This is a genomic window from Pseudomonas sp. Z4-7, assembly GCF_051131965.1.
Classification (GTDB): domain Bacteria; phylum Pseudomonadota; class Gammaproteobacteria; order Pseudomonadales; family Pseudomonadaceae; genus Aquipseudomonas.
The window spans coordinates 2424923-2449927 of sequence record NZ_CP071642.1 but is presented as its reverse complement, the minus strand read 5'-3'; the positions used below and the strand labels follow the sequence as shown (position 1 = coordinate 2449927).

29 protein-coding genes are annotated in these 25005 nt (G+C 56.2%); 23 read left to right on the top strand and 6 right to left on the bottom strand.

Going from position 1 to position 25005, the window contains the following annotated elements; genetic code table 11:
• Nucleotides 1–52 precede the first annotated feature (52 nt).
• From J3P91_RS11255 to J3P91_RS11235, 5 genes are read right to left on the bottom strand one after another with little or no spacing between them, the layout of a single operon-like run.
• Nucleotides 53–826 (bottom strand): L-iditol 2-dehydrogenase, encoded by a 774-nt coding sequence (locus J3P91_RS11255; RefSeq protein ID WP_063321902.1) that lies wholly within the window; start codon nt 824–826, stop codon nt 53–55.
• A gap of 57 nt (nt 827–883) precedes the next feature.
• Nucleotides 884–1981, bottom strand: coding sequence for an ABC transporter ATP-binding protein (locus J3P91_RS11250; protein WP_434604136.1), 1098 nt, complete (start codon nt 1979–1981; stop codon nt 884–886).
• Nucleotides 1982–2038: 57 nt separating this feature from the next.
• Nucleotides 2039–2872 carry a carbohydrate ABC transporter permease gene (locus J3P91_RS11245; RefSeq protein WP_434604134.1) on the bottom strand — a complete coding sequence of 278 codons (834 nt, stop codon included), beginning with the start codon at nt 2870–2872 and terminating at the stop codon, nt 2039–2041.
• Between the two features lie 10 nt (nt 2873–2882).
• Nucleotides 2883–3809, bottom strand: a complete 927-nt coding sequence (locus tag J3P91_RS11240; protein ID WP_013692785.1) for a carbohydrate ABC transporter permease — start codon at nt 3807–3809, stop codon at nt 2883–2885.
• 59 nt (nt 3810–3868) lie between these two features.
• Nucleotides 3869–5179, bottom strand: a complete 1311-nt coding sequence (locus tag J3P91_RS11235; RefSeq protein WP_434604131.1) for an ABC transporter substrate-binding protein — start codon at nt 5177–5179, stop codon at nt 3869–3871.
• 292 nt (nt 5180–5471) lie between these two features.
• Here J3P91_RS11235 and J3P91_RS11230 point away from each other — a divergent pair, with 292 nt between their 5' ends.
• The 16 genes from J3P91_RS11230 (at nt 5472) to J3P91_RS11155 (ending at nt 19671) form a co-directional block, all read left to right on the top strand.
• Nucleotides 5472–6422 carry an AraC family transcriptional regulator gene (locus J3P91_RS11230; protein ID WP_095973927.1) on the top strand — a complete coding sequence of 317 codons (951 nt, stop codon included), beginning with the start codon at nt 5472–5474 and terminating at the stop codon, nt 6420–6422.
• Nucleotides 6423–6483: 61 nt separating this feature from the next.
• The gene (locus J3P91_RS11225; RefSeq protein WP_431147499.1) at nt 6484–7392 is read left to right on the top strand and encodes a carbohydrate kinase family protein; all 909 of its coding nucleotides are present in this window, start codon (nt 6484–6486) and stop codon (nt 7390–7392) included.
• A gap of 602 nt (nt 7393–7994) precedes the next feature.
• Nucleotides 7995–8675, top strand: a complete 681-nt coding sequence (locus tag J3P91_RS11220; RefSeq protein WP_095973850.1) for a class I SAM-dependent methyltransferase — start codon at nt 7995–7997, stop codon at nt 8673–8675.
• A 216-nt stretch (nt 8676–8891) separates the two neighbouring features.
• The gene (locus tag J3P91_RS11215) at nt 8892–9173 is read left to right on the top strand and encodes a hypothetical protein (RefSeq protein WP_434604128.1); all 282 of its coding nucleotides are present in this window, start codon (nt 8892–8894) and stop codon (nt 9171–9173) included.
• 23 nt (nt 9174–9196) lie between these two features.
• Nucleotides 9197–9454, top strand: coding sequence for a dihydrofolate reductase family protein (locus tag J3P91_RS11210; protein ID WP_434604126.1), 258 nt, complete (start codon nt 9197–9199; stop codon nt 9452–9454).
• Between the two features lie 584 nt (nt 9455–10038).
• Nucleotides 10039–10788, top strand: a complete 750-nt coding sequence (locus tag J3P91_RS11205; protein ID WP_434604124.1) for a hypothetical protein — start codon at nt 10039–10041, stop codon at nt 10786–10788.
• Between the two features lie 110 nt (nt 10789–10898).
• Nucleotides 10899–11129: an AlpA family transcriptional regulator gene (locus J3P91_RS11200; RefSeq protein ID WP_213569617.1), complete on the top strand. Its 231-nt coding sequence runs from the start codon at nt 10899–10901 to the stop codon at nt 11127–11129.
• Nucleotides 11130–11133: 4 nt separating this feature from the next.
• A complete protein-coding gene (locus J3P91_RS11195) occupies nt 11134–11973 on the top strand; it encodes a ParA family protein (RefSeq protein ID WP_434604121.1) in 840 nt (279 codons plus the stop codon).
• A gap of 88 nt (nt 11974–12061) precedes the next feature.
• Nucleotides 12062–12271 carry a hypothetical protein gene (locus J3P91_RS11190; protein ID WP_434604119.1) on the top strand — a complete coding sequence of 70 codons (210 nt, stop codon included), beginning with the start codon at nt 12062–12064 and terminating at the stop codon, nt 12269–12271.
• A gap of 14 nt (nt 12272–12285) precedes the next feature.
• Nucleotides 12286–13869, top strand: coding sequence for a ParB family protein (locus tag J3P91_RS11185; RefSeq protein ID WP_434604117.1), 1584 nt, complete (start codon nt 12286–12288; stop codon nt 13867–13869).
• On the top strand, nt 13866–14414 hold the full coding sequence (locus J3P91_RS11180) for a DUF2857 domain-containing protein (protein WP_323153941.1): 549 nt from the start codon (nt 13866–13868) through the stop codon (nt 14412–14414). The genes J3P91_RS11185 and J3P91_RS11180 overlap by 4 nt, the downstream gene beginning before the upstream one ends.
• A complete protein-coding gene (locus tag J3P91_RS11175; protein ID WP_434604114.1) occupies nt 14411–15598 on the top strand; it encodes an STY4528 family pathogenicity island replication protein in 1188 nt (395 codons plus the stop codon). The genes J3P91_RS11180 and J3P91_RS11175 overlap by 4 nt, the downstream gene beginning before the upstream one ends.
• A 144-nt stretch (nt 15599–15742) precedes the next feature.
• Nucleotides 15743–16498: a PFL_4669 family integrating conjugative element protein gene (locus tag J3P91_RS11170; protein WP_434604112.1), complete on the top strand. Its 756-nt coding sequence runs from the start codon at nt 15743–15745 to the stop codon at nt 16496–16498.
• Nucleotides 16495–17013: a DUF3158 family protein gene (locus tag J3P91_RS11165; RefSeq protein WP_434604110.1), complete on the top strand. Its 519-nt coding sequence runs from the start codon at nt 16495–16497 to the stop codon at nt 17011–17013. Before J3P91_RS11170 ends, J3P91_RS11165 begins: the two co-directional genes overlap by 4 nt.
• Nucleotides 17010–17480, top strand: coding sequence for a single-stranded DNA-binding protein (locus J3P91_RS11160; protein ID WP_025214465.1), 471 nt, complete (start codon nt 17010–17012; stop codon nt 17478–17480). The genes J3P91_RS11165 and J3P91_RS11160 overlap by 4 nt, the downstream gene beginning before the upstream one ends.
• A gap of 223 nt (nt 17481–17703) precedes the next feature.
• Nucleotides 17704–19671, top strand: a complete 1968-nt coding sequence (locus J3P91_RS11155; protein WP_434604108.1) for a DNA topoisomerase III — start codon at nt 17704–17706, stop codon at nt 19669–19671.
• 37 nt (nt 19672–19708) lie between these two features.
• On the opposite strand, the gene J3P91_RS11150 is transcribed toward J3P91_RS11155, so the two are convergent.
• Nucleotides 19709–19966, bottom strand: a complete 258-nt coding sequence (locus J3P91_RS11150) for a hypothetical protein (protein WP_434604106.1) — start codon at nt 19964–19966, stop codon at nt 19709–19711.
• Nucleotides 19967–20175: 209 nt separating this feature from the next.
• Here J3P91_RS11150 and J3P91_RS11145 point away from each other — a divergent pair, with 209 nt between their 5' ends.
• From J3P91_RS11145 to J3P91_RS11115, 7 genes are all read left to right on the top strand, one after another.
• Nucleotides 20176–20517: a helix-turn-helix domain-containing protein gene (locus J3P91_RS11145; protein ID WP_163854356.1), complete on the top strand. Its 342-nt coding sequence runs from the start codon at nt 20176–20178 to the stop codon at nt 20515–20517.
• Between the two features lie 865 nt (nt 20518–21382).
• The gene (locus J3P91_RS11140) at nt 21383–21964 is read left to right on the top strand and encodes an STY4534 family ICE replication protein (protein ID WP_434604104.1); all 582 of its coding nucleotides are present in this window, start codon (nt 21383–21385) and stop codon (nt 21962–21964) included.
• 70 nt (nt 21965–22034) lie between these two features.
• Nucleotides 22035–22292 carry a hypothetical protein gene (locus J3P91_RS11135; RefSeq protein WP_434604102.1) on the top strand — a complete coding sequence of 86 codons (258 nt, stop codon included), beginning with the start codon at nt 22035–22037 and terminating at the stop codon, nt 22290–22292.
• Between the two features lie 100 nt (nt 22293–22392).
• Entirely contained in the window at nt 22393–22887 is a 495-nt protein-coding gene (radC, locus tag J3P91_RS11130) for a RadC family protein (protein WP_434604100.1), read from the top strand.
• Between the two features lie 53 nt (nt 22888–22940).
• Nucleotides 22941–23687 (top strand): ABC transporter substrate-binding protein, encoded by a 747-nt coding sequence (locus J3P91_RS11125; protein ID WP_434604098.1) that lies wholly within the window; start codon nt 22941–22943, stop codon nt 23685–23687.
• Nucleotides 23688–23793: 106 nt separating this feature from the next.
• The gene (locus tag J3P91_RS11120; protein ID WP_154906267.1) at nt 23794–24333 is read left to right on the top strand and encodes a PilL N-terminal domain-containing protein; all 540 of its coding nucleotides are present in this window, start codon (nt 23794–23796) and stop codon (nt 24331–24333) included.
• Nucleotides 24330–25001, top strand: a complete 672-nt coding sequence (locus J3P91_RS11115) for a chemotaxis protein (protein ID WP_434604096.1) — start codon at nt 24330–24332, stop codon at nt 24999–25001. The genes J3P91_RS11120 and J3P91_RS11115 overlap by 4 nt, the downstream gene beginning before the upstream one ends.
• Nucleotides 25002–25005 lie beyond the last annotated feature (4 nt).

Sequence of the window (25005 nt, the reverse complement as noted above, 5' to 3'; positions counted from 1 at the left end):
CGGGTGATCGGAAAATATGCCGCTCTCCTGTCACCCAAACACCCTTCTGCACTCAGCTCATCCAGTTCCCGCCATCAACGTTGTACGTTTGTGCGACGATGTAATCGCTCTCCGAGCCCGCCAAGAAAATAGCCATTCCTACCAGATCCTCTGCCGTCCCCATTCTCCCATACGGAACTTCAAGGCCCACGAGCCGCTTCTTCTCACCTAGAGGTCGGTTTTCGTGTTTGGCAAAGAGCGCGTCGACACCGTCCCAGTGTTCGCCATCGACAACCCCCGGGGCAATCGCGTTGACATTGATTTTGTGCTTGATGAGGTTGAGGCCAGCAGACTGCGTAAGGCTGATGACGGCCGCCTTGGTGGCGCAGTAGACGCCTACCAGCGCCTCACCGCGGCGACCCGCCTGGCTGGCCATGTTGATGATCTTCCCGCCATGCCCCTGACTGATCATCTGCTTCGCCGCTGCCTGAAGCGTGAACAGCGTCCCGCTGACGTTGATTGCAAAAAGCTTGTCGTAGCTTTCCCGAGTGATCTCGGTGATCGGTGCAAGATCGAACAACGCAGCATTGTTCACAAGGATGTCCAGCTTTCCTGCGCGGGCAACGACCTCGGCGATGGCTGCATCAATGGACGCCTGGCGGGTAACGTCCATCTCCACCGCGTAAGCTTGCGGCCCAAGCTCGGAGGCCGTCGCTTGAGCTCTTTCCAAATTGATGTCGGCGATAGCGACCGTAGCGCCTTCACCGATATAGGCCTGGGCAAACGAGCGGCCAATACCGCGCGCGGAACCAGTGATCAAAGCGCTTTTACCTTCGAGACGTTTCATTGAATCTACCTTTGTGGTTCGTGGCGCGCCTCATCGAAAGAGCGCGCCTGATGGAAGTCAGGCCGAGCGTGATGCCGCAGCGCTTACCGAAAGACCGCTCTCATCAAATAGATGGCAATGAGCGACATCGAGGGTGAGATAGCGCCGGGCGGCGTACGGCACTTCGCAATCCCCCTGGACACGTACCGTCAGGCTTTCCCCTGAATCGACATTCACGTGGCAGAAGGTATCGCTGCCCAGGCGCTCGGTGACATCCGTCGTGACCGGCACTTGGCCTTCAGCGCCCAGGGTCAAATGCTCCGGCCGTATCCCGATCGTCACGGATTGCCCGACCGACAATGCACTGCTGTCGCGTGGAATGAGCAAAGTGGTTCCAGAGGCGAATCTAACCTCAACCCCCGATGCATGCACGGCATGCACAGTCGCCTGCAAGAATCCCATTTTGGGTGTCCCAAGGAAGCCGGCAACGAATAGGTTGGCAGGATGATGGTAGAGCTCGAGCGGCGAGCCAATCTGCTCGATCCGTCCTGCGTTAAGCACAACCACCTTGGTGGCGAGCGTCATGGCCTCGACCTGGTCATGGGTCACGTAGATCATGGTTGCCTGCAGTTCCTTATGCAGTCGGGACAGCTCCAAGCGCGTCTGTACACGCAGCGCAGCATCAAGGTTCGACAGTGGCTCATCGAAAAGGAAAATCTTCGGGTTTCGGACAATCGCACGCCCAATAGCGACTCGTTGGCGCTGACCACCTGACAACTGCTTAGGCTTGCGGTCGAGTAGAGAACCCAGTTCGAGAATCCTTGCGGCCTCAGCGACCTTCCTTTTCACATCCGGCTTCTTCTCACCGGCCAGATCCAAGGCAAATGACAAATTCTTGCGTACCGTCATGTGCGGATACAGAGCATAGGTTTGGAATACCATGGCCAGGTCTCGCTTGGCAGGAGTCACCTCAGTGATGTCTCGGCCGTCGAGCTCGATCGTGCCGCTCGTGACGTCTTCCAAACCTGCAATCAGGCGCAACAGGGTCGACTTGCCACACCCCGAAGGCCCTACGAACACCACAAACTCCTTGTCCTTAACCTCGAGATCGATGCCCTTGATGATGGACAGTCCCTCGAAACCTTTCTTGAGATTTTCTATTTTCAAAGTGGCCATGCGTAAAGTCCTGTATGAAATTGGAGCCTTCGCGAAATCATTGAATGCTCGACGTCGTCATTTGACGGCGCCAAAGGACAGCCCACGAACCAGTTGCTTCTGACTGATCCAGCCGAAGATCAAGATAGGTGCGCAAGCCAACGTGGAAACCGCGGAAAGCTTCGCCCAAAACAGCCCCTCGGGGCTCGAGTAGGAAGCGATCAGCGCGGTCAGAGGCGCGGCGCTGGAGCTCGTCAGGTTGAGCGACCAGAAGGCCTCGTTCCAGCACAGGATCATCGACAGCAGCATGGTCGAGGCCAACCCACCCTTGCTGATGGGCAGCAGCACGCGCAGCATCTCCTGCCCCAGGGTCGCGCCGTCTAGCCTGGCCGCCTCCAGAATCTCGCGGGGGATGTCTTTGAAGTACGTGTAAATCATCCACACCACGATGGGCAGGTTGATCAGGGTGTAGATCACGATCAGCGCGATCCGGGTATCCAGCAACCCCGCCCCCTTCGCCAGAAGGTAGATAGGCATGAGCACCCCAACTGGAGGAAGCATCTTGGTCGATAGCATCCAAAGCAGCGTCTGCTTGGTGCGCTTGGTCTCATAGAACGCCATCGAGTAGGCCGCCGGCACCGCGATCAGCATGCACAACGCTGTGGTGGAGAAGGAAATCAGCACCGAGTTCCACGCAAAGTGGAAGTAGTCACTGCGCTCCTGGATGTGCAAGTAATTCTCCAGCGTAGGCATGAAGATGAACTGTGGCGGCGTAGCGAAGGCGTCGATCTCGGTCTTGAAACTGGTAAGCACCATCCAGAAGATCGGAAAGAACAACAGCAAAGCGGTGACCCAGGCCAAGGTGCCGAGCAGTACGCTTTGCAGGGACCGGGATTGTTTGAGCGTCATCATGGCGTTGTCCTCAGGCTTTGTCGGTCAGGTTCTTGCCAATCATGCGCACCAGCACAATCGCCGCGATGTTGGCGATCACCACCGCAATCAGACCACCGGCCGAGGCCATGCCAACATCGAACTGCACCAGTGCCTGGTTGTAGATCAGATAGGCGAGGTTGGTCGAAGCGAACCCAGGTCCGCCATTTGTCGTGGTGAAGATTTCTGCAAAGACCGACAGCAAGAAAATCGTCTCGATCATCACCACCACCGCGATGGGCCTGGCCAAATGTGGCAGGGTCAAATGCCAGAAGATGGCCAGGGCACCCGCCCCATCCAATCGAGCGGCCTCTTTCTGCTCTTGATCGAGCGACTGCATGGCTGTCATCAGCAACAAGATCGCAAAAGGAAGCCACTGCCAGGAAACGATGACGATGATCGAGAAGAGTGGGTAATGAGCTAGCCAATCGACGGGCTGTGCCCCGAAGAACTTCCATACCGCCGCGAGGATCCCGGAGACAGGGTGGAAGATCAGGTTCTTGAAGATCAGCGAACCCACGGTCGGCATGATAAAAAACGGCGAAATGAGCAGCACCCTGACTATGCCGCGTCCAAAGAACTCGCTTGCCTCAAGCAGGGCTGCAATCAAGACACCAAAAATCACGCTGATCAGCAGCACGCTGCCCACCAATATCAACGTGTTAAGCGCTCCGGGAAGAAAACCCGAATCTGTCACGAAATAGGCAAAGTTCTCCAGGCCAACGAACTCGTTTTCTCCTGGATTGAGCAGGTTGTATCGGATCACCGAAAAATAAACGGTCATGGCCAGCGGCACGATCATCCAGAGCAACAAAAGTGCAACCGATGGCGACACCAGAAACCATCCTGGATTGATCAAACGGCGTGCGCGCGATGGCGCCGAGGCCGCAAGCTGGGCTCGAATAATGGACGTGTTCATGATTATTTACCTGTGCGGCTGTGACCGCCGGCGCTAAGCCGGCGGAGGTAAGGGGCTATTTATTTTTTGGGATAGCCCGCACGCTTCATCTCGCGCTCGGTTGTGGACTGGGCAGAAGCCAGCGCTTGCTCAACCGACATTTGTCCTGTCAATGCTGCGGAGAAAAGCTTGCCTACAGATGTACCGATCGATTGAAACTCGGGGATCACCACGTATTGAATGCCCACGTACGGAACAGGTCTGGCTGAAGGCTGCGACGGGTCAGCGTGCTTCATCATTTGCAACGTTACCTGAGCAAACGGCGCGGCTTTGAGGTAAGCGTCGCTGTAGGTCGAGATGCGTGTGCCGGGTGGCACGTTCGTGATGCCATCCTTATCGGTAACTAGCTGGATGTACTCTTTGGAGGTGGCCCAGGTGACGAACGATTTGGCGGCCTCTTTGTGCTTGGAGGTGGCAGGAATTGCCAATGACCAGGCATACAACCACGAGGACCCCTTGTCGGTAACCTCAATAGGCGCAGGAGCGAAACCTACGCTGTCCACCACCCGGCTCTGCTCCTTATCGGTGGTGAAAGATCCAGCCACGCTTGCATCAACCCAAATCGCGCATTTGCCACTGTTGAAAAGGGCCAGTGTTTCGTTGAACCCGTTGCTGGATACTCCCGGAGGGCCGTATTTCTTCAGGGTATCAACATAAAACGTCGCGGCTGCCTTCCACTCAGGACCATTGAGTTCAGGCTGCCATTTCTCATCGAACCAGCGCGCCCCGAAGGCGTTGGCCATCGTGGTAAGCAAGGCCATGTTTTCGCCCCAGCCAGCTTTGCCACGCAAGCACATGCCATATTGATCCTTCGAAGGATCATTGAGCTTGGCAGCGAACTCGCCCAGTTGCGACCAGGTCGGCTGCCCCGGCATCGTCAGCCCTGCAGCCTTGAACAGATCGGTGCGGTAGTACGTGATGGTGCTTTCGCCGTAGAACGGCAGTGCGTAGAGCGTATCGTTAACGGAAAGGCCCTGACGCACGGCAGGAAAGATATCGTCAACGTCGTAGCCGGCCGGGAGGTCCTTCATCGGCTCTAGCCAGTTCTTTGCACCCCACATCGGGGTCTCGTAGGTACCAATGGTCAACACGTCGAACTGGCCACCTTGAGTGGCAATGTCAGTGGTCAGGCGCTGGCGCAGAACGTTCTCTTCGAGCACGACCCAGTTCAGTTTGATGTCGGGATGCTGCTGTTCGAAGACCTTGGATAGCCGTTGCATTCGGATCATGTCACCGTTGTTGACCGTCGCGATGGTCAGCGTCTCAGCGGCATGGCTGGCAAGGGCGAATGACAGACCAGTAGAAAGAATTAGCGCATTCGTAATCTTCATGGGGCTCTCCACTCCAAGCCAGATGACCGGAGCTATTATTGTTGTTGTTCACCACTTGTGAGCAAAACAAGACCGCATTGCAGTGGTGGGCGAATTGATTAGATCACCTACGCGCCCCGCCCTCAAACGAATCGCGGACGCCGAATCGATACTTTTTTGATTGCGACAACCGGCAGCCACAAGGGTTAAAAAAGTATCAACAAGCTGCAATAGTTGGGCTAGCAGTCCCGAACGAATTCGGCGTATGGTTGGCACATTCGATCCACCGCATAACTATAAAAAGGGGCACGAGATGCCTGATAACCGCGCGGCTTTGTTCGAGCACCGACCAGCCGACCTTGAAGTCATCCTTCCTGAACCCGATCAGAGCTTTCGATGGTACGAGCACGACTATCCATACGCCCTCGCCCGCTGGAACCACCATCCGGAATATGAAATCCACCTGATTCGACAAGGAAGTGGCAAGCTTTTGGCTGGGGATTACATCGGCCCCTTCACCGCAGGACATGTCGCACTGATTGGCCCTGGTCTTCCCCATGACTGGATGGGAGATATCGCACCAGGGGAACAGCTAGTAGGCCGCGACGTGGTGCTGCAGTTTGATGGCGCCGCCCTGCTCGACCTCCGAGGTTCATTGCCTGAGCTATCGGAGCTGAAAACGCTGTTTGAGCTGGCACAACGTGGGATCGAATTTACTGGCGGGACGGCCATCGAAGCGGCTTTGCTGCTTGAGGGAATCGGCGAGGCGACGGGGCTTCAGCGCCTGATCATGTTCCTGCAACTGATAGGTACCCTCGCAAGGGCGCCAAAGCGCGAAATTAGGGTATTGGCCAGCGCCTGCTACTCGCCTTCATTGAACGAACGCAGCTCGGAGCGAATTAATCAGGCATTCGACTACTTGATCAATGAGCTCACATCCGACGTCCGGCTATCTGTCATCGCCGAGCGAGTTGGGATGAGCGAGGCAGGTTTTTCACGCTTTTTCAAACGAATCACTGGCCACGGATTCATGGACCTGATGCGCAAGCTGCGCATCCAGCGTGCATGTCGGCTACTCGTCCAGACACAGCTCTCGGTCGCCGAAATCTGCTTCGAGGTAGGCTACGAAAACGTCTCCAATTTCAATCGCCACTTCCGTCATGAAATGCATCAGACCCCGAGCGACTACCGGCGTACTACTGCAGTGAAGCTCTTCAACCGAGACAGTCTTCACCCATCGCTACCGATCACGCAGGTGCGGTGAGACCGCGCCTGTCGATGTGACGCACGATAGTGCCCCCAGCCCGATACAAGAGAGAATGAATATGCAATTGCCGAGCGTTGTTGTGTTTGGTGAAGCACTGACCGACGTGGTTCAACACTCGCCCGGACGGTGGCAGGGCTATCCAGGTGGCGCGCCCTGGAACGTGGCCCGCGCAATGAGCCGCCTCGGCGTGCCCACTGCATTCGCCGGCTCGATCAGTACCGACTCATTGGGCGATGAGCTCGCACAGCAATCGAAGGCTGCCGGCCTGGACATGAGATTCCTCCAGAGAGTTGACGCTGACCCTCTGGTAGCGATCGTGCCCTCCAGCCACCCTCCCCGGTATTTCTTTGCGGGCGAGGCCGATCTACTTTTTGATGTGGACCAACTCCCGGCAGGTTGGTTGGATGCCGCTCGGCTCTGTCACTTCAGCTGTATCAGCCTTGCCCGTCAGCCATTGGGGGACAGGCTTGTTGAGGTGGCCAGGAGGGTGAAGGAAGAAGACAAGCTGATCAGCTATGACCCGAACTGGCGCAACCTGATGGACACCCGCTACCGCGAGCTGACTTTCCCGGCCATGGTGGAGCTTGCGGACATCATCAAGCTCTCGGATGAGGATCTTCGCCAGATATACCCTGGATTGAACGAAGAACAGGCCCTTCGAGAATTGCGGACAATGAATACTCGTGCCCAGATTCTTTTCACCCGTGGAGCGAAAGGCATGGTGTTGTATGACGCCGACCTAAAGTTTGAACAGCCCGCGATCGCCGTTGAGGTCGCTGATACAGTGGGTGCCGGCGATTCGAGTATGGCCGGCTGGCTCGCCTCGATGCTTCTAGGCATCCAAGAGCCGCGTGCACGATTGGAGTTCTCCGCGGCTTGTGCGTCGGTGTCTTGCTCACATGCAGGGGCTTACGCGCCCAGTCGTGAAGAAGTGAACACCTTGCTGTCAAACCGCATGCAACACTAGCGCGGAAGTCGCATTGAACACAGCCATCTTGTCAGGTGACGGGGCTCAAGGCGCAGTGGATAGAGTCCACATGCCAGTTGAGCCAGGTGGACCAGTCCACCATTGGCCAATTGAACCCGCACCCGCATCAGTGTTCGTTGCCCAGATACAACAAACGCTCCCCCACGTGTTATGACAAGTTTTTGATCTGGCGCCCGGCAAGCCGGGCCTGCTCCATTCGGGGAAACCTCGAAGGTGAAAAGCAGCGTGCCGCCCCCAACCACCAAACTGTTCCTTTCGTCCATCAAATTTCTTTACCTACTTCGTCTGCCAATGATGATATTGAAGCCCGGCCATCAATTCAGCTCATGGCTATATGCGGCCACGCAGCTAGCTCTTCGTCATCCCTGTCGTAAAATCATGCGCACGATTGCGCAGTCCCTTGCCTTCGTCAATAGGTTCCACGCCCGTCCTGATAGAAGTCATAAGGCTTCTTTTGAATGACCTGAAGCTCCCATAGGCGCGCATACCCCCGGCCACGTCCATGACCGCACCAGACTCAGAATGAGGATCCCGACTCATATCCTCTGGAATTTTCTGCCGCAACAAATGGAGCCCCATTGATGCCCGATCCGATCAAGCTTGAATTTTCCGAAAAGTACGACGATAAGCACGCGCAGCGTTATTTACTCAAGCATCAGGACAATCTGGCCCGCCGTTTATCCCACAAACGCGACGAGCAATTGGCGCGTAGTGCATTGGTCGCCGCTGACGAGCCTGGCTTGGTGCTGGACTTGCCGTGTGGGGCCGGGCGTTTCTGGCCGTTACTGGCGCAAAAGCCTGGTCGCGTGATCATTGGGGCAGACAATTCTGAGTCGATGTTGAAGGTCGCAACTATCGCCCAACCGGCGGAGGTGGTGAAACGGGTTCGCCCCTTGCAGACCTCTGCCTTTGCTATCGATTTACCGGACAACGCGGTCGACAACATATTCTGCATGCGCTTGATGCACCACATCGGCGCCCCTGAGCACAGACTCGCGATTCTGCGTGAGTTTCAACGCGTTACTCGCGACAGCGTCATAATCTCACTATGGGTGGACGGCAACTTCAAGGCTTGGAAACGCAAGCGTGTCGAAGCGCGTCGTCGCAACAAAGAAGAAAAGGACAGTTACCAAAATCGGTTCGTGTTATCAGCTACTACTGTCGAGGCAGAGTTTGAACAGGCCGGGTTCCGTGTTCAGAAATCCCTGGACTTCATACCGCTCTACGCCATGTGGCGAGTTTATGTATTACGCAAAAAATAACAGAATTGCCATCAGCCACTTATCCAAGTTTTATGGAATTTATAGTTCATGCTCCCTCGAATCTTATGCCACATGATCAGCTCGATAGACGGGCGCCTCGTGTCTTCTCGTTGGACATCTCTACCCAATGGAGACAGTGAGCAAACGATTAGTAGTCATTACGAGCGAATTGCCGCCCGCCTAGGCGGCGACGGTTTCATCATAGGCCGAAAGACCATGGAAGCATTTGATGGTATTTCTTCAAGACCACCGCTTGTAGGGGAAAACAGCGGTGATCTACGGGACCACAACATAGCGCATGAACCAGGTGACCCGGTTGCGATCGTGATAGACCCTTCCGGGAAGCTGCACTACCAAACGAATACCATTGATGACAGACATCGGATTATCTCCATCCTCGGCGACTCGGTATCGGATGCCTATTTGCAGGCGTTGCGAAACCAGGGCATTTCCTATCTCTTCGCAGGCCCTCATTGTGAAACCTTAAGCAAGCGTTAGCGATGCTAGGCGCCCAGTTTGGATTGAAGACCCTGCTACTCGAAGGTGGCGGCGTGATAAATGGGACCTTTTTGAAGGCCGGTCTGATCGATGAGATCAGCCTTTTGATCTACCCTGGTATTGATGGTCTGAGCGGGGTGCCGAGCATATTTGAGTACCACGGCCAGTCGGACGAACGTCCTGCGTCCCGCCAGAACCTGCGTCATATCAGTACGCAAACGATTGAGGATGGTTTCATCTGGGCTAGGTACCTCGTCGAGAAGGCGTCATCGCCCATATAACATTCATCACAACGGCGAGCCTCTCCGGCGAGAGCCCTCGTTAAAAGGGCCTACCCCCTCAGCCTTTAAGGCACTCGCTCCTGCATATCGGTCCGAGGGGATTTGAATTAGCAGTTCAGCTTTCCCCCGCACGCACAAAGTAACGTGTCTCATTTATCATTTTCGTGCATAGCAGTATTTTACCTAAGCAGCTTTTAAGGTAGATCCTGCACATATAATATCTCCGCGCGAAGCCGCAACCCCATGAAGTCCGGTTGCGCAACACTGTTTACTACCAGTGAATGATCCAGAACAGTCGCCTGAACGTTTCGAAATGTGAGATCGTTACATGGTTGCTACGAAAATAGGCTTCTCAGCAACTTTCTACCATACCGAACGCCACACGACTCTCGGCCATAGAGCCATAAATAAATTGAAGCATGTAATAGCTGAAAGTTAATCATTAGATCTCCCTAAACCATCATCAGGACGGAGTTTATCAGGGGACAATCTAAACAACAGACAGGCACCGCAAGGAAGCAAAGGCCCGTACAGGCGTCTAGAAAGGTACCTAGCGGTTCTGCGTCCCGGATGAGGCCGCTAGCATGTACACAGCCCACAGTTTCAATCCCTGGGAAAAATCATTTTACCGGCCGATTGATGCTGCCATACGCTGGTGTGGGCTAATGGATCACGAGGCGCAAATTCTGGACAGCGCCTGGGATTGTCCAGGTTTGCTGTCAAAGCAATTTCCCCAATGGCCATGTCTGCATATCAACATGGGGAAAATTCTCGATGCCATACGAAACAACGAGATCCCTTATGGTTATTTCGGTGTGACGACTCGACCAGGTAGCCCCATCGACTACAGACTCGTAACTGTCAGGCATACGGATCTCAAATATTGGATGATTCACCATTATCCAGACCAATGCCCTGCATTTCTATTTGGGAGTAAAACGCCTGATGAGTCAAAAATAAGTATTGATACATACCTGACGCTACGAGCTGATCGAGATGCTCTCGAAGTCAAGCTTAGGGCGATAGAGCTCGCTCATGCGGCCCTCCTGGAGGAGCTCAAGGCGATAGGCTTAGAAAGGGAACGCTTACACGATCTAGTCGAGACGCAAGGCGAGCTGAATGACCGTAGCGAGGCTGGATATCTGTGCACCATCGGAGCTTTACTCGAAACCCTTCTTGGGTCATCACCAGGAGGAGTACCTAACTCTGTCTTCAAGTCGCAAGCCGCTATAGTTGACTCAATCACTGCGCACTTTGAAGGTGTTCCGGGATTGAGCAAGCGCTCCTTGGATAAAAAATTTGCTGCGGCAAGACGTAACCTTTCTCGGAATTGAAGCATTGCATTGCAATTTTATCTATTGCAATGCAATGACACTCTCCCATCAGTGCTATTCAATTCAGGTCACTTCCCATCACGCGCCAACTAGTGCCAGGAGTGACCAGCATGTCCAGCCAAGCCTTCCCCATCGCTGAAATGCCTCAACCGCAGATCGAGCGTCACATCATGCGGCGTGAGGAGGTGGAGCGTAAAACCGGCTTCAAGCGTGCACACATCTACAGCTTGATGAAGGAAGGGAAATTCCCCCAAGCCAGACGCATTGGACTTCGCGCAGTCGGCTGGGACTCGCTGGAGATCGAACAATGGATCAATCAGCGTTTGGCGCAGCAGGCCTGATGCCATGCGTGTGGTATCAGTGGTGTCTACCAAAGGTGGAGTGGGCAAAACGACAGTAGCCGCCAATCTCGGCGGTCTGCTGGCGGATGCTGGTCTACGCGTCCTATTGCTCGATCTAGATAGCCAACCCACCCTCTCCAGCTATTACGCCTTGAGCCAGAAAGCTGTCGCTGGCGCGTACGAGCTCATTGCACTCAACTTAACAACGCCTGCACAGATTGTTTCCAAGACCGTGATTGCAGGACTCGACCTGATTATCTCCAATGACGCTCAGGGCCAGTTAAGTACATTACTGCTGCATGCTCCTGACGGGCGATTACGGCTGCGCAATTTGCTCGACGATTTTCGCCCCCGCTATGACCTGCTTTTGATCGACACCCAAGGCGCCCGCAGTGTGCTGCTGGAGATGGCCATTCTCGCGTGCGATATCGCCCTCTCCCCCATCACACCGGAAATGCTAGCCGCCCGCGAACTGCGTCGCGGCACTTTGAGACTGTTCACTGACCTGGAACCATTTCGTCACCTGGGTATTACGCTGCCACAGTTGCGACTACTGCTGAACCAGGTAAATAGCATCCGAGTAGACACGCGAATGATCATCCGTGGCCTGCACGAGGGCTTCACTGAAGCTCCCACAATCTCAGTTCTAAATACCGTAGTCCCAGACCGAGTGGCTTACCTCAATGCCGCCTCCCTTGGTCTACCAGCCCACCGTATCGAGACTCGCCAGTCACATGAACGACGCTCGCACCCAGTGCTGAAAACCATGCAAGCGCTGGCCATCGAGTTGTTTCCGGAATGGCGCGAAGCGATTTCTAGGATCAGTAGATACGCAGAGGTTTGATAAGGCGAACTCCGAAGACGGTATTTCGCGCCAAATCATTTTGTTTGTTCAACCTTGAGGCCAACAGCGTTTGGCGAGGAGTTCTTTGATGTTGGATCGTTTTCCCATCGTCGTTCAGCCATCCATTCGACAAGATCATCCACCTAGCGAGGAATACTGCACCGTGGTCTTTCGCCTGCAGCGTGGGCGCACGGCCATGGGATGGTTTCTCGCGGAACTGTCTCGGTATTTCGAAAGCTCCGGAACAGCCGAGATCGTTAAGTTCGAGGTCGGTGACCATTTACGTAACCGGCGTTAACTGGGGCTGTTCGAATGAAGAAGCTCAGTCAGGAGGAGATCACCGACAAACTGCGCCAAGACCATTTTCCTCGGGGTCCAGAACTGGAGCGACTGTCCGATCCAGTCATCGACACTCCCATGCTGGTCACGCTGGAGCAGTTACGACCCTACGAACACAACCCACGCTTCATCCGCAATCCGCTTTATGACGATATAAAAGCCTCGATCCGTGAACGCGGACTGGATCAACCGCCGCCGATTACCCGCCGCACGGGTGAAACCCACTTCATTATCCGCAACGGCGGTAATACGCGATTGGCGATTCTCGGTGAGCTATGGCAGGAAACCCACGATGAGCGCTTCTTTCGCATTCATTGCCTGTTCCGACCCTGGACCGATGAAATCAGCGCCCTACTCGGCCATCTGGCTGAAAGCGATCTGCACGGCCAACTCACCTTCATCGAGCGTGCTCTGGCAGTGACCAAACTTAAGGCCATGCTCGAATCAGATGGAGCACCACTCTCGCAACGTGAGCTGGCACGACGTCTTGCCGCTGGAGGCTATCCGATTTCGCAGTCGCACATCAGCCGGATGCTGGACACCCTTGAACATTTACTGCCCGCCATTCCACAAACCCTGTATGCCGGGTTGGGAAAACCAAAAATTGAACGCCTGATTGGCCTGCGTAGCCAGGCTGAACGAACCTGGAATCGTTATCCAACCGACGCCGTCGCTTTTCCCGAGTTTTGGCTCGACACCCTAGGGCAATTCGATGCCGACCCAGAGTCCTTCGACCTTGAGCAAATCCAGGATGAACTGCTAGAACGCATGAGTCGCTTACTCGGACAGTCCTACCGCATGTTGGCCCTGGAGCTGGGCGACACCCAACGGGTTATCCAGGCGCCCGGCGTAGTCCTCACGCCCCCGCAGAACAACCTACTGCCGAGCGTTGATGAGCCCGCGGCCGGGCCTCCTCCACCCGAGCCTCATCCCAAATCAGCTGAAACCGGGACGCAGACCGAAACAGAGCGAGAGGAACCGCTCGCGCTGCCCGTAACGAATGTCGTATCAGCAGTCAGCCCTCCGTCACGTGTTCAGCAGATCCGCGAACAGATTGATCGCGCCACTGCATCCGAACCAGCAAAGACCGTCGCAACCTGTCCGATCGACGACATCTGGATCATCGCACCAACACTGGATACCCCCGAACAACTGCGCTTAGCCATTGGCGGCCTGGCTCGGGAAATGGCGGCCTATGCTGGACATCCCGAGAGCATCATCGACCAGAAGCATGGCCTGGGCTTCGCCCTCAGCATCGAGCAACTTGATCTTTCAGAGCCTCGTGCGGCCGGCGTTCACCTATTGCTCTTGGCCCTGCTGCGTGCACAAGACGAAGTGAACTGGGAGGATCGCAAGCAATTGCCCTCAGCCCTTTTCGGGCAACTGCTATTGGGGGTCTATCAACTCCCGCTGGCCGATCGTCCCGCCGTGGACGTAGGACTGGAGCGACTGCCCGACTATCTGTTAATCAAACTGTATCGCCTCATTCGCTTAGCCCGGCGCCTGATCGACTTGACGCTTACTCCTGAAGACGATTCACCAAGGGAGCTGCCATGAACCTGTCCTTCAATGTGCTCAACCAGGCCATGCTGACTCAAGTCCTTCACGAGTTGCGTCTGGGTAATCTGCAACGCTGCAAAGCACTCGGACTGGGTGAAGACGACATCTACCTGTTGCAATCCTTACCGCCCAGCACACTGTCACGTCTGGCCCATGCCACCGTCCCCTGGGTTGAGGTCAAGATTGATTCGCCGGTGCTGCATCGATTGATCGACCAGGCCGAACGCGACGAACAGAACGAGCGCCTGATCAACCGAGCGCTCAAGCTCGGTGCCAGCAGTACCATCATGTATCAGTACTTCGGCTTGGCGCATTCGGAAACCGCCCTGCGCCGACGTCTGCTCAAGATAGAAACCCGTAAGGGCCGTCCTCAGAACTTGAGCGAAGCGCAGGAACATGCGCTCTGGCAGCGTTGGTGCCAACTACGGGCTGAGGACGGTGCTGAGGATCAGCTCGACGCCATGATGATGTTGGCAGAGGAGCAACAGATCAGCTTGACCATCGTTTGGCAGCAGATCGACCATTACAGCAACGGAACATGAACACTGCCCCTTCCAGTCGCTGGCAGCGTGTTCTGCAGCAATGCACCCAGCAATTAAGTGAACGTTGGCCCTCACGCCCAACCACTGAGCATCCTTCCGACCAGGCCCTGCAGGCGGGCTTTTTGTTCAGTGGCCAATCTCACGAAGTCGTGCCGCGTCGACTGCTGCTGGATAGTCGGCTAACGCCATTGGAACGGAATGCCTGGCAAGTATTTCGACTCATGCTGCAAGGCCAGGGCGTGGTCACGCCGCGCTATGAAGATCTGCAACCTTACTTGTCGAGCGTGCCCTACGGTGCGTCAGCCTCTCGTGAAACCATCGCTCGCGTTTTGACGATGCTCCGGCTGACCCGCTGGCTCAGCTTGGTAAGTCGTGGCCGCGATCAGCTCAGCGGGCGCCTACAAGGTTCTCTGTACATCCTGCACGATGAACCGTTAACCCCCGCCGAAGCCATGGAGCTGGATCAGGATTACCTGGAGCTGGTCGGACACGCCCTCGATCATGCCACCAAGGCTGTGCGAATTGTCGCTCGGCATGTTTTGGAAGAAATTCGTCAGGACACCGATATCGATTTGGGTCGGCTCCCCACCCGGCTTGACAGTTGGGGCGACCATTGGACAAAACAAGGATTGGATAAGGCGCCCGATGAAGCGCTGCACGATTCCGAACTGGGTGGCGACCACCTCGTTCGGAATCGTGCGGGACCCGGTTCGGATTCCGAACCGGGTCCGAGCGCCAATGTTTCCGGCAGCGTTCGGAATCCGAACGCTGCCTGTACTGTATTAAAAGAAAGTATTAGTACGGTACCGCGCGCGACCCCAGCGGTGGATAACCTGCGCTGGCCCGATCCGCTGCAATTGAGTCCAAGCGAACGTCAGGCGGTCACCGTGGCGCTGGGCAAGCTTAAACCAGCGGATCGACAGGCGGTGCTCAACGAAGCGGGGGCGCGATGTGCGGCCGGCGGTATCCGCAAACCCGCGGCGTATCTGATGGGCCTGATCCAGCGGGCGCTGAAAGGCGATTTCCACCCTTGGGCAGGTCAGGCTGAATCGTTACCCATTGCAGAACCGCCACCCGCTCCCCCGCGCCAACTTAGGAAAAAGGGCGAACCCGCCTCTGCCCTCGCCCAAGCGTGCCTGTATGAACTGCGCCAGCTGCGTAGCAAACGCCCTGGACGTCAGTAGATTTGATGCCACTGGCATCACTGTCGAGCGTCTCGAAAATCAACCGTCTCGAACCAAATCGAACAGACAGCATTCAGCTTTTCAGCTGTCCTTGACCTTCGTCTGTCGCAACGTTCCCGTCCAAGCCTATGCGAGGACGACACCGTGGCCGATCACTATCAGCTCAACCTGGGCTCATTGCGCAGCAGCATCACCCTGACACTACATACCCACCACGCCGCCCGAATCTGGCAAGGTCGAACCGCACGCGAAGGCGTCCACTCGATTATGGGTATGGCCGGCTACATCAGCGTCACCAACCTGATCAAACAGGCCGCAGCGCAGGACGACCCCTATGCCGATTGGGCGATCGTGCAGCTCGAAGAAAAATTGATGCAGGCCAAGGATGGGATGCTGGAACTGACCCAGCAGTTGGACCGGATCAGAAAGGAGCTGCCGACGCAGATCGACATGAGCGATAACCTCAACATCCACCCCGTCACCTTACCCTTGTACATCGGCAGCCAACTGGGGTTCCTCGCCGTCTACCTGCTGACCGACTACGACACCTTGGTGCGCCATACCCTATTGGCCCATCACACCGCCTTGATCGGTCGTCGGGACATGGAAGCTTGGATCGACGACGGTGCTCATCTGCTGCGCAGCTTGTTTGGCCAGGCGCAGCGTTATCGGCATGCCGGCGTCACCCGTGATGATATGGCGGCGAATAACGCTCGTGCTCTTGCGGCTATGGAGAAGTTTGGATTACCCCCTATGGACATCCTTGAGGGGCATCGCCGCTCCCAGTTCGCGCCACCCATCGTTCGTCATGGTGCTGTGGCGGTGGATGACGCTGAAGCGTTGGAGGAGAACGCGATAGAGCCATCTGCAACAGTCGATGAGCCGGAGGACGAAGTATGAACCCCGTGATCCCGACTCAACCAATGCCCCTTGAAACACTCACACCGGATGCCTATCGACAGCTCGAACACGCTGCCTCCCTAAAAGGCCTTTTAAAACCATTTAAGGGTAAGGGGGAGCTAGCACACCTGGCGCAGATGGCGAGGGAAATCGAGGCGCAATTATGTCACCTGATGGAGGCTGTGGCGCAGCAGGCCGGACAACCGCCTTACTCGCTGCTGGATATTCGATTGGTGCTGCAGAACACCAGTGCGGGCAGCACCTTTTTGCGATGGCGCACCCGTGACTTCGCCCGTATGGGCGTTGCGGTCTGGGAACGCCAGGCCTCCAACAAGGCCTTGCCGCAAGCCGTACGCGACGGAATGCACCGTTTCGAATGCGAGCGCATTGCACTGAACTTGCAGATGAGCGTGGTGCATTCGCTCTACCGTCAGGCTACAACCTGCGCATTCAAAATGGCCAGCGCCGAACGGCTGCTGCGCCAGTTCACACCAGCAGCGGAGATATCACGATGAGTACTTTTTTCGTCGGCGAAGGCAACATCGGTAGTGCGCCAGAGTTTCAGGAGTTCCCGTCAGGCAATGACGAGCCACGGCGTTTGCTGCGCCTGAATGTATACTTCGACAACCCCGTGCCACGCGATGGCAGCTATGAGGATCGAGGCGGCTATTGGGCGCCGGTTGAGCTTTGGCACCGCGAGGCTGAACACTGGAGCACGCTGTACCAGAAAGGCATGCGCGTGTTGGTCGAAGGCCGCACCGTGCGCGATGAGTGGGAGGACAGTGAAGACAATGCGCGGGTCACCTTCAAGATCGAGGCGCGTCGTGTCGGCATCCTGCCTCATCGCGTGCAGAACGTGGCAATGCGGGAGCGCTCCAATGATCCAGCCCAATCTGCGGCTCACGTCGGGCAGGCTACAGACCAGACCAGCTCGCCTGCGTCGAAGTCCAAAAAGCGCAGAGGGCAGCCACCATCGGCATGACGGACTTGAGGCATAAAAATTGCGCCTTTGCGCGAAGTCCCCCGGCCTGTCATTACTCGCTGCTCGTGAAGCACTGTGGTCCACGTGACTACAAGGTACTAGCCTCGCCCCCAATCAAGATTGCCCTCACCGACTAATATGAGGAACCTGCCATTCAGGTTTCTCATAGCTCGCCACTGCTGTTTCCAATAACGCTGCTTCGAACTCAACCCGGAGCAGTTCTATGCGTCTCTTTCTCTGCGAGAAACCCTCCCAAGGTCGTGACATCGCCAAGGTTCTCGGAGCCAGCCGACGTGGCGATGGTTGCTTGATCGGACGCGAGACAACCGTCACCTGGTGTATCGGTCACCTGCTGGAAACAGCCCCACCTGAAGCCTATGGCGATCAGTACAAAACCTGGTCGTTGGACCACCTACCGATCATTCCCGCGCAGTGGAAGGTTGAGGTCAAACCCAAGACTGTCGCGCAGTTCAAAATCATCAAACAGCTGCTCAGCGAAGCTACCACCGTCGTCATCGCCACCGACGCCGATCGCGAAGGTGAAATGATTGCCCGCGAGTTACTAGAACTCTGCAACTATCGTGGTTCTGTTGAGCGCCTCTGGTTATCCGCACTCAACGAGGCGTCGATTCGCAAAGCACTGTCCTCGCTGAAGTCTAGTCAGGAGACCTTCCCGCTCTATCACTCAGCCCTCGCCCGCAGCCGCGCCGATTGGCTGATAGGTATGAACCTCAGTCGTTTGTTTACCCTCCTAGGACGGCGGGCGGGCTATGACGGCGTGCTGTCGGTTGGACGCGTCCAAACGCCCACTTTGCGCTTGGTGGTTGATCGAGATCGCGCGATTGCCAGCTTCGTCTCTGTGCCGTACTGGGTGGTGGATGTCCATCTGTCCTCAATGGGGCACCCCTTCATCGCATCGTGGATACCGCCAAGCTCAGGACGTGACGAAGCCGGTCGCTGCCTGCAGCAGGCGCTTGCCCGTCAGGTCGTCGAAGCGATTTTTAGCAGCAAGACCGCCACCGTAGTCTCGCTGCAGACTGAGCATTTGCGCGAAGCGCCACCCCTGCCCCTCGACCTGAGCACACTGCAAGAAGTCTCTTCACGCAAGTTGGGACTCGGCGCTCAGGAAACGCTGAACATCGCCCAAGCCTTATATGAAACCCACAAAGCCACCAGCTATCCGCGCAGCGATTGCCGCTATTTGCCAGAGAGCATGTTCAACGAGGTAGCTGCGGTATTCGATGCCCTGCTCAGAATGGATCCCGCGTTACGCCCAGCGCTCGGAAGCATTGATCGATCATTGCGCTCACGAGCATGGAACGATGCCAAGATCACCGCGCACCACGCCATAATCCCCACCACCGAGCCGGCGAACCTTGGGCGGATGTCCGAACAAGAGCGCCAAGTCTACGAACTGATTCGTAGCCACTACCTCGTACAATTCCTGCCGCATTACGAGTTTGATCGAACCGAGGTCGAACTGGAGTGCGGCGTAGAACGGTTAACCGCTGTTGGCAAACAGATCCTGGTTCAAGGCTGGAAAGGCTTGCTCTCCGACAGCGCCGAAGACGATGAACCCAGTCAAAAATCCCAGGTGTTGCCCGTCCTACAGCAGGGTACGCGGTGCGCAGTGGACAACGTCGAACTCAAATCCATGCGCACCGCTGCGCCCAAACCGCTCACCGAGGGCGATCTTATTAAGGCGATGAAAAATGTGGCCAAGCTGGTCAACGACCCACGCCTGAAACAGAAACTTCGGGACACCACTGGAATCGGTACCGAAGCCACACGGGCCGGCATCATCAAGGGCTTGATTGATCGCGGTTATTTGCTGAAGAAAAAACGAGCCTTAACGGCCTCCGCAGCGGCCCATACCCTGATCGAGGCGGTGCCCGCTGCAGTCGCGGATCCGGGTATGACAGCGATCTGGGAGCAGGCTCTGGATGAAATCGAAGCGGGACGTCTGACCTTGGATGCATTCGTTGCCAAGCAGGCGCACTGGATTACGCAGCTGATCGCAAACTGCGGAGCGCTCACTTTGTCGGTACCGGTCGAAGCCGGGCCGGCTAGCCCCAATTGCAATGCCTCAACGCTCAGGCGTAAGGGAAAATCAGGGCCGTTCTGGTCATGCTCCCAGTACCCGGTCTGTAAAGGCACTGTGCCGATCAGCAAAGGTACGCGTCGTCCATGAGGCGCCATTGGCGTTCACATGAACCCCGGGGGTGTTGTCAGTGCATCATCAACGGCGCCTGCTCCTTCTCCAACTCGTCTAGTGGTCGTCCGATTTCACGGGCCAAGGCGATGCCTGTCGCGATCCATATCTGCCCCAGTTCGTTGAACGCTTTCAGGTGAGCAGGATCTTCGTTTAGCCAATGAACAAGGCTGTCGAGATGTTCGGGGCTATTAGGGCAGTCATGGATCTTGATGAACAGCTCCAGTGTTCGATCCCAGATCAGGTCCATGTCGTTCTCGCGCGGCTCATCCATGCTCAACCTCACCTCCCTCAGGCCCTATCAGGCCACTCAGTCCCGCTGGTCACTTCGGCCTCTGATTCCTGGAGGAATAGATGTCACGTCGCGACAAACAGCTATTTCAGTCAATATAACAACCCTATAAGTCGATACTCAACCGCTAAGGATGTTCATGTCAACGGGTCTTTGCTCAACCATTCGGGTTGAATTGGAGAACTCATCACTTGGCACATAAACATCCAACCCAAGCCCAAATCGGACGCATGATCGCGAAGCACCGCACTCAGCGTAATCTGACCCAGGAAGAGGTCGCTGAACGCCTAGGGATCGGCAGCGAAGCCATTTCGCGCCTTGAGCGGGGTGTGGTGGAGCTTTCCGTGATCAAGCTGATGCAATTGGCGGACATCTTCGACTGCCGGATGGATGAACTGTTGACGGAGTCAAGCAATCGCCCCAACGACCAGGGCCAGATGATCGCGGGCCTGCTGAGCGGCCTTCAAGAACGCGACCGTGCCTTTATCCTGACGACCGTCGAACAGCTGGCCGCTCATCTCAGTAGCAAATAACCTCTCAGCACACTGGCTTGACGTCGTCACACCCGCTCTGCTGTAGTGCCTCAGGATCATCGCTACGGCGACCCAAGACCGATTCGCTCCGGGTAGCTCGGTCGGACTCCCTGAGTTCGGAGCCTTCTCTTCTGCGGAATTTCATTCCCGCTTTGTGCTCGACCGGATTAATGTGGCGGATGACCACTGTTGCTTCTGCCAGGCAGCAGCGGTCATCCGCTACCGCGATCGCATTCAGTCCCGGAGCCCGCCGGGGAAATACTGGGCACCCTTTGTGCGCGGATGCGTGCCAGCGTATTCCGACCCAGGCCACGATAAGGGTCGGTTGGCGAATCATGGCCCAGTTAAATCAAGTTTTGCGAGGAGCTTGTCGACTGCGTCAGACCGCCTAAGGTGGCTTTTCTATTCCTCGCCTGGCCCCTAGCCAGGCCCATTCTTCACTTTCTTCAGTCCAGTAATTTCCACTGTATTCCGGCCATAAAAAAACGGCTTGGGGTATCTTGACGCGCCCCTATGACAGGCTTATACAAAAGGTGTGGTTCGCTGTCGTTGACAGCCCAGCCCAGGTAGCTTGAACCTTCAAGGCTACGCCACGCTCGTGGTGGTTTACCCAAGTGCGATCAGCATTCGGAGGCTCGCACGATTACCGCGTCAGCGGTGATGAATGCCCACTGCCCTAGGTCCGCAGACCTGCTGCGGATTTCTCCTCTGCTGCACCTCTATTCTCCAGGCGCATCGAACTGATGGTCATCGGCTCGCCGGTGCCGTGTCGTTCATCGCTTGCCTTCACCTTACCCACCCTGACGGGGCTCACTTTCCCGTCAGGGGCTGTGCGTCGCCGTTTTTCCTTGAAAGGAGAACCACCATGGCCCACGCCAACCAATCCCAAGAAGCAACTACTTACTTCAATCTGCATACCGTCGGCATCGGCTACCTCAACCGTGTTCGCGAAGTACAAGTCCGCCGCGGCCAGCCGTTCATGGCCTGCGATATCGCAGCCCTGCACGGTGCCACGGATGCAGTCGAATACACTCGCTTCGACTGCAAAGTCGCTGGAGGCGAAGCTGAACGCTTGATCCGCCTCTATATGGATGCAGTCAATGCCGAGAAAAAGGTTTTGCTGTCGTTCCGTATCGGCGACCTGTGGATTGACCCATTTCTCTATGAGAAAGGAGATAAACAAGGTCAACCGGGCGCCAGCCTGAAAGGTCGTCTGCTGTTCATCGACTGGATCAAGGTCAACGGCGTATTCGAGTACAAAGCGCCCGCCAGGCAGGAGGCAACAGCACCTGCTGAGCCAGCGCCAAACAGTGTGCCATCCCCAACGTCGGCTGATGCCGAAGCTGAGGATACCCAGAACCCAACAGAATCCAGGACAGAACCTGAATCTGCATCCGCTCCCCGCACGGCCCGCCGTGTCGCCACGCGTGCTGCTCAGTCCGCCTGAACAGCCCATGGTGTTTTACATCAAGGCGCTCAATCGAGCGCCTTTCTTCAATCCGCACAGGAGAGCCCATATGGAATCCTTCTGGCTTTGCGACGATTGCATGTTCGCTGCGGCTTACGAGGACTACAGCACGTTATCGCTCTACTACACGACGGATGAAATCGAGAAACGCATCGCCGGCCTCCATCGCGGGCTGGTTCGGCTAATGCCCATCAGTGCCGACTTCGACCCCGAAACTGGCCGTGGCATAAAAACCTTCTCCCCATTGCCCTGCGACGGTTGCGATTCACACCTGCATGGACAACGCCACCGATTCACTCGGCTGTAAACAGCGCGTCATCGCGCAATGCCCGTCATTCTATATCCACCTCGGGGACACCACTCCCCTCGGGTGTGTACCCCCGGATTGTTCCCTTCGGAGGTACCCCATGAGCACCCAACTCACCCTGATTGAAGCCTCGGATGTCGAGGCTGATCGTATCGCCCAGGAAAACCAGCTGATCAACGAGGCGCTGCACATTTTGGATCGCCGGCTGTTCACCCGCGGCCCGAACCTGACGTCACCTGACACCGTGGCCTCATATCTAAAACTGCATATTGCACCCCAAGAGCATGAGGTTTTCGGTGTGATTTTTCTCGATGCTCGCCATCGCGTTCTGGCATTCGAGATCCTCTTTCACGGAAGCATCGATGGCGCCAGTGTTTACCCCCGCCAAGTCGTCAAGCGCTCGCTAACGCATAACGCGGCAGCTGCCATTGTCGTTCACAACCACCCCTCCGGTTGCACGGAACCCAGCCTGGCGGATCGCGCCTTGACCGCACGGTTGAAAGAGGCCTTGGACTTGATTGAAGTGCACTTATTGGATCACTTCATCGTCGGTGAAGGTCGTCCTCTCTCCCTTGCCGAGCATGGCTGGCTTTAACCCCCCAAAGGCGTCTTCGGACGCCTTATTCATTTCCCTCCTGGAGAATCCTCATGAACCCAACACCCCAACCCTTAGCTCTGCCGGAAACCTCAAACCCATTTGCTCGCGGCTACGACAACTTGCATATCGAACGACTGCTACAGATCACCTACGCAAATGACTGCCCTCCCTGCTTTCGCCCCGTACACGACGCACAAGCCCATCTGCCCGATGACGCGTTAGAACTGCACCCGTGCCTGTTCAATGACGATTTCGCTCTGATTAGCGAGGGTCAGTCCATCCCGGATGAATTGGATGAACGCTTCCAATCCACCGGACTGGTGCGGCAAGTGACCTATGCCGTGACTGGCGAAATGCTCAACGAGCGACATCACGTCGGTGACCTGTACTCCCTGGAAGAAGCCCAAGCCATGATCCATCGCTTGAACTTCGACACAGGACACTACAGTCGAGCCTGGGAAATCAGTACCGCACACCTCACTGACGAAGCACTACGCCACTTGGAAATCCGGGTTGGCAATTTCGACTCCAAGCCAACCGGACTGCTGTTTGAACCCTTTGCCCTGCCAGACTGCAATGGCATCGGATGTAAGCTGATCGGGACGCCCTGGACCGACGATAACTTGGTGAAGATCGAGGGCAATCCTTACTCTTCGCTGAGGCAAGAGCAGCTCGACGCAGGTACGCCGGAGGCCTTGATCAACGTGCTGTATCTGGCGGCATTGGCGGATGTTAGGTTGTTGATTTTCGACCCCGACGCTGCCGTCTTGGATGGGCTAGCCATTTTTGATCAGTAGTAATGCCTTCAGCGTTAACGCGACTCGCCTTGAATCGACTTTCTCACTGCTTGGCTCCTTCACCTCATGTCAGGTTCTCCACTGAATCTGACATGAGGTTTTTTCCATGGAGCGTTTTTTCACGCCTGTCTGCCTGCTGGGCTTGTTGAGTGCTTGCACCGCGCAAATCCCAACCCCATTGCCGACTCATCCAGAGATTGACGGTGGCTCCAATCGGCCTCAGTTATCGAGGAGCCCAGCCGACGAAAACCATCCGTCAGAGCTCCGCTATGGCCGCTATACGCTGGTCAGCACCGACCCCACCACGGAACAACGTGATCTTCTCGCTCAAATCGTTGACGTGAGCATTCCGTCCCACCTGAATTCTTCGGTACAGGAAGCGATGCACTACGTGCTGCTGCGCTCGGGTTATTCGCTCTGTCCTGCCGAAGAGCCAGTGAAAATACTGTTTACCCGGCCTCTGCCCGCCGCCCATTACCGGCTCGGCCCTATCTCATTACGCAGCGCGCTCCAAGTGCTGGCTGGCCCCGCCTGGCAACTCACGACCGATGAAGTTAGCCGTTCGGTCTGCTTCGAACCGCAGAAAAATAGCGGCACGGTGCGGGTCACGCCAACCTCGTCCCATCAGTCGGAGGCTCGTCCATGAAAGCCTCAACATTTCAAACTCTCATTGTCGGCTCACTTTGTCTGGCGGTCTCCGGGCTAAGTGGTGGCTTGTATAACCAGTATCAACGCATGACCGAGCTGGAAAATGCGAACGCCCAACGCGCACAGACCCTGGGTACCCTGCAACGTGATTCAAGCACCCTCTTGGATGCCCAGGAAAAGCTGCAGTACGCACTGAAAGACCTGAAGCAGATGGTCGATACCGGTGAGCAACAGGCCAATACCCTCGATCCGATGTTGGATCAAGGGGCGCAAGAGATACAGGAGCTACGCGACGGTCTGGCAGACCGTGCCACCGAAGCCGACATGATCGCGCTACGCGCACGACTTGAGCACGTCGAGCAGCAACTCCTGGACCTCAAAAGCCAGCCACCATTCCCACCACCGACGCCCTCCTCGGCCAAGCCGAAAAAAGCCCCTCCCCCAAAGCCTGCCCCGCTCTCGCCGCCATTCTCAGTGCTGGGTATTGAGTCTCGCGGTGGCGAGCTCTTTCTGGCCGTAGCTCCTCCTGATAGTCGCTCACTCAAGGATATCCAGTTGCTGCACAACGGCGAGCAGTTCGGCACATGGCAGTTGAAGGTGATGGAGTTGAAGGCCGCCATCTTCGCGGTGACCAATCACCCAGACCAGACCGTACCATTCCCTTGAGAAA

Bases quoted from the DNA above. Each gene is read 5' to 3' on its own strand.
- J3P91_RS11255 (WP_063321902.1), bottom strand. From the start codon at position 826: ATGAAACGTCTCGAAGGTAAAAGCGCTTTGATCACTGGTTCCGCGCGC.
- J3P91_RS11250 (WP_434604136.1), bottom strand. From the start codon at position 1,981: ATGGCCACTTTGAAAATAGAAAATCTCAAGAAAGGTTTCGAGGGACTG.
- J3P91_RS11245 (WP_434604134.1), bottom strand. From the start codon at position 2,872: ATGATGACGCTCAAACAATCCCGGTCCCTGCAAAGCGTACTGCTCGGC.
- J3P91_RS11240 (WP_013692785.1), bottom strand. From the start codon at position 3,809: ATGAACACGTCCATTATTCGAGCCCAGCTTGCGGCCTCGGCGCCATCG.
- J3P91_RS11235 (WP_434604131.1), bottom strand. From the start codon at position 5,179: ATGAAGATTACGAATGCGCTAATTCTTTCTACTGGTCTGTCATTCGCC.
- J3P91_RS11230 (WP_095973927.1), top strand. From the start codon at position 5,472: ATGCCTGATAACCGCGCGGCTTTGTTCGAGCACCGACCAGCCGACCTT.
- J3P91_RS11225 (WP_431147499.1), top strand. From the start codon at position 6,484: ATGCAATTGCCGAGCGTTGTTGTGTTTGGTGAAGCACTGACCGACGTG.
- J3P91_RS11220 (WP_095973850.1), top strand. From the start codon at position 7,995: ATGCCCGATCCGATCAAGCTTGAATTTTCCGAAAAGTACGACGATAAG.
- J3P91_RS11215 (WP_434604128.1), top strand. From the start codon at position 8,892: ATGGAAGCATTTGATGGTATTTCTTCAAGACCACCGCTTGTAGGGGAA.
- J3P91_RS11205 (WP_434604124.1), top strand. From the start codon at position 10,039: ATGTACACAGCCCACAGTTTCAATCCCTGGGAAAAATCATTTTACCGG.
- J3P91_RS11200 (WP_213569617.1), top strand. From the start codon at position 10,899: ATGTCCAGCCAAGCCTTCCCCATCGCTGAAATGCCTCAACCGCAGATC.
- J3P91_RS11195 (WP_434604121.1), top strand. From the start codon at position 11,134: ATGCGTGTGGTATCAGTGGTGTCTACCAAAGGTGGAGTGGGCAAAACG.
- J3P91_RS11190 (WP_434604119.1), top strand. From the start codon at position 12,062: ATGTTGGATCGTTTTCCCATCGTCGTTCAGCCATCCATTCGACAAGAT.
- J3P91_RS11185 (WP_434604117.1), top strand. From the start codon at position 12,286: ATGAAGAAGCTCAGTCAGGAGGAGATCACCGACAAACTGCGCCAAGAC.
- J3P91_RS11180 (WP_323153941.1), top strand. From the start codon at position 13,866: ATGAACCTGTCCTTCAATGTGCTCAACCAGGCCATGCTGACTCAAGTC.
- J3P91_RS11175 (WP_434604114.1), top strand. From the start codon at position 14,411: ATGAACACTGCCCCTTCCAGTCGCTGGCAGCGTGTTCTGCAGCAATGC.
- J3P91_RS11165 (WP_434604110.1), top strand. From the start codon at position 16,495: ATGAACCCCGTGATCCCGACTCAACCAATGCCCCTTGAAACACTCACA.
- J3P91_RS11160 (WP_025214465.1), top strand. From the start codon at position 17,010: ATGAGTACTTTTTTCGTCGGCGAAGGCAACATCGGTAGTGCGCCAGAG.
- J3P91_RS11155 (WP_434604108.1), top strand. From the start codon at position 17,704: ATGCGTCTCTTTCTCTGCGAGAAACCCTCCCAAGGTCGTGACATCGCC.
- J3P91_RS11150 (WP_434604106.1), bottom strand. From the start codon at position 19,966: ATGGATGAGCCGCGCGAGAACGACATGGACCTGATCTGGGATCGAACA.
- J3P91_RS11140 (WP_434604104.1), top strand. From the start codon at position 21,383: ATGGCCCACGCCAACCAATCCCAAGAAGCAACTACTTACTTCAATCTG.
- J3P91_RS11135 (WP_434604102.1), top strand. From the start codon at position 22,035: ATGGAATCCTTCTGGCTTTGCGACGATTGCATGTTCGCTGCGGCTTAC.
- radC (WP_434604100.1), top strand. From the start codon at position 22,393: ATGAGCACCCAACTCACCCTGATTGAAGCCTCGGATGTCGAGGCTGAT.
- J3P91_RS11125 (WP_434604098.1), top strand. From the start codon at position 22,941: ATGAACCCAACACCCCAACCCTTAGCTCTGCCGGAAACCTCAAACCCA.
- J3P91_RS11120 (WP_154906267.1), top strand. From the start codon at position 23,794: ATGGAGCGTTTTTTCACGCCTGTCTGCCTGCTGGGCTTGTTGAGTGCT.
- J3P91_RS11115 (WP_434604096.1), top strand. From the start codon at position 24,330: ATGAAAGCCTCAACATTTCAAACTCTCATTGTCGGCTCACTTTGTCTG.